At 72.9% G+C, this 3,046-nt stretch carries 2 protein-coding genes; one reads left to right on the plus strand and one right to left on the minus strand.

Annotation, left to right across the window (positions count from 1 at the left end; all coding sequences use genetic code 11):
- On the plus strand, positions 1-1,008 hold a 1,008-nt coding region (locus D7X55_RS37955; protein WP_121725585.1), incomplete at its 5' end, for an MFS transporter.
- 7 nt (positions 1,009-1,015) lie between these two features.
- Here D7X55_RS37955 and D7X55_RS37960 read toward each other — a convergent pair.
- Positions 1,016-2,530, minus strand: coding sequence for a M20/M25/M40 family metallo-hydrolase (locus D7X55_RS37960; protein WP_121725586.1), 1,515 nt, complete (start codon positions 2,528-2,530; stop codon positions 1,016-1,018).
- Positions 2,531-3,046 lie beyond the last annotated feature (516 nt).

Genomic DNA, 3,046 nt, shown 5'->3' on the forward strand with positions numbered 1-3,046 from the left:
GGGTTCGCGTGGGGCTCCGCGCCCATCCTGGGGTTGTTCACGCTGTCGGCGGTGGGGCTGGGGCTGTTCGTGTGGCGCGAGCGCCGGGCGAAGGAGCCGCTGCTGGAGCCGTCGCTGTTCCGCCTGCGCGCGTTCTCCGCGGGCAACGCGGCGGTGTTCATCATTGGCGCGGTGTTCCTGGCGTCCGTCACGTTCCTGCCGCTGTTCATGGTGAACGTGGTGGGGCTGTCCGCGACGCACTCCGGGCTGACGCTCACGCCGCTGACGCTGGGCGTGGTGGCGGGCAACGTGCTGTCCGGGCAGCTGGTGTCGCGGATGGGCCGCTACAAGGTGCTGATGGTGGGGGCGCTGGTGTTCCTCATGGGCGGCTTCGCGGTGATGGCCTTCACGCTGACGCCCGACTCCAGCCAGGCGGAGGTCACGGTGAAGATGGTGCTGGTGGGCCTGGGGCTGGGCCCGTCCATCCCGCTCTACACCGTGGCGGTGCAGAACTCCGTGCCGCCCCAGCGCATTGGCGTGGCCACGTCCGCGACGACGTTCTTCCGGCAGCTGGGCATGACGGTGGGCGTGGCGCTGCTGGGCACCGTGTTCGCGGGAACGCTGGGGCGGGAGATGCAGTCGCGCACGCAGCAGGCCACGCACGGCCTGCCCGCGGACGTGCGGCAGGAACTGCACGCGTCGGCCCCCGGGAGCCTGGGCGGAGGGGAAGGCGCGCCGCAGGGCCAGCGGTTCCACCCGGAGCAGGTGAAGGCGAAGCTGCGGGAAGGCTTCGCCGAGGAGCGGCGTCAGGCCTTGGGTGAAGGCCCCGAGGCCCGCGCGCGCGTGGACGCGGACGAGGCCCGCGCGCTCTCCACCGTGGACCGCGTGGAGCGCGCGCTCAAGGAGTCCTTCACCCGCGCGACGATGGCGGTGTACCGCTTCGCCATCTTCGTCGCGCTGGCGGCCCTGTTCGTCACGCTGCTGTTGCCGGAGCTGCCGCTGCGGCAGGGCAGACCGCGAAAGGCCTGAGCACGCCCTACTTCTTCGGCGGAGGCGGCGTGTCCGACTCCGGCGCGGTGGGGCGCGCGAGCAGGCCCGGCGACTCCGCCAGCGCGTACGCCATCCACGTCACCGCGGCGGTGCTGCGCGACAGGTCCTGCGGGTCCACCTTGTCCAGCGTGTCCGCCATGGAGTGGTGCACGTCGAAGTAGCGGCTGCTGTCCACCCGCACGCCCACGAAGGGCACGCGCGCGGGCTCCATGGGGCTCAGGTCCGCGCCCGTCGCGTGGCCCACCAGGAACTTCGCGGCCCCCAGCCCCTCCAGCGGCGCCAGCCACGGACGCATCAGGGCCTCACCGCCCGGCCCCGCGTGCAGGCTCACGCCCAGGGGACGCCCGCCGCCCGCGTCCATCTCGATGGCGGCCACGTGCTTGGACAGCTCCTTCGCGTGCGCCTCCGCGTACGCGCGGCCTCCGCGCAGGCCGTTCTCCTCGTTCATGAACAGCACCACGCGCACCGTGCGCCGGGGCGCCTGGGGCAATCTGGCGATGAGCCGCGCGGCCTCCATCACCATCACCACGCCCGCGCCGTCGTCGTGCGCGCCCGTGCCCACGTCCCACGAGTCCAGGTGGGCGCCCAGGAGCACCACCTCGTCCGGCTTCTCGCGGCCGCGCACCTCCGCCACCACGTTGGACGAGTCCGCCTCCGGCAGGTCCGAGCACCCCAGCACCAGGCGCACCTTCACCGCCCCGCCCTGGAGCATCCGGTGCAGCGTGAGCGCGTCCTCCACCGACACCGCCGCCGCGGGCAGGCGCGGGCCGCCTTCATCGAAGCGCGTGGAGCCGGTGTGCGGGGAGCGCAGCGACGCCGTGGCCAGCGAGCGCACCAGCGCGGCCACCGCGCCCTGCTTCGCCGCCGCCGCCGGACCCCGGCCCCGCAGCCCCGCGAAGCGGCCGTAGTCCGCCGCCTCCGACATGGTGTGGTTGAAGAACACGATGCGGCCCTTCACCTTGTCGCCCAGCGCCGCCAGCTCCTCCAGGGAGCCCACCTCCACCACCTCCGCCGTGATGCCCTCCGGCGGAGTGGGCGCGCTGCCGCCCAGGGCCAGCAGCGCCAGGGGCAGGCCGCGCGTGCGCTCCGAGGCGAGGATTTCGCCGTGCTCCTCGCCGCGCACCCAGTGCGGCACCTTCACCGGCTCCTTCCACGCCTTCACCCCGTCCTCCTTGAAGGCGCGCAGGGCCCACTGCACCGCGGCCTCCGCGGACTCGGAGCCGGACAGGCGCGGCCCGATGCCGTCCGTCAGCTCCGCCAGCCGCGCGTACGCGTGGCCCTCCGAGAGCGCGGGGCCCATCAGCTTCGCCGCCGTTGCCTGCTGCGCGGCGGTCAGCTTCGTCACGGCCGGGGGCACGGCCTTCACCGACGAGGTGGCCGGGGACTTCGGCGCGGGCTCCTGGGACGGAGCGGTGGCGGTGTTCTGGGGGGACGGCGGCGCCGCGGACGTAAGCAGTTGCAGGGCCAGCGAGACGGGCAGGACGAAGGCGGACGTGGACACTCGAAGCCTCGAGGGGACCTGATGAGGAGCGTGGAGCGGGGTGGAAGTCCCAGGGGCCACCGCGCGCCGAGAGGGGGAACGCGGCGCGCGGGGCTCAACTGGGACGTCACGCACCGGTTCCGCGGTTGGGGAACGCGAGGCCCGGTACATACGCCATCTTCCAAGAAGAAGAGGACGTGCGTGCATTCTTTAAAGAAATTCCTCGCAGCGTCAAGGCGGGAAGTGAGCATTGCGACCCGCGGCCGATGTGAGTGTTCACGATTCCCCGCTACGCGGGACGTCCCACGGGCCGCACCGACCCCGGGTGACCCGGCACGTCCGACAGACTTTGGACAAGGATTCCGGATGTCTGGACACGCTGGCGCGCGTGCTATTCCCCGGACTCCCCAGGTCCGGCGCCCTGGCCGCCCCGCGTCAAGGCGACGAAGCGGACCGCGCCGCCAGGTGGAATGACTCGCCTGGAATTCTCCGTTGCCCACCCCGGAGGACCCGGGGGACAGTCCCACGGCCAGAGGT

It is taken from the genome of Corallococcus sp. AB049A (assembly GCF_003668885.1).
Classification (GTDB): Bacteria; Myxococcota; Myxococcia; order Myxococcales; family Myxococcaceae; genus Corallococcus; species Corallococcus interemptor.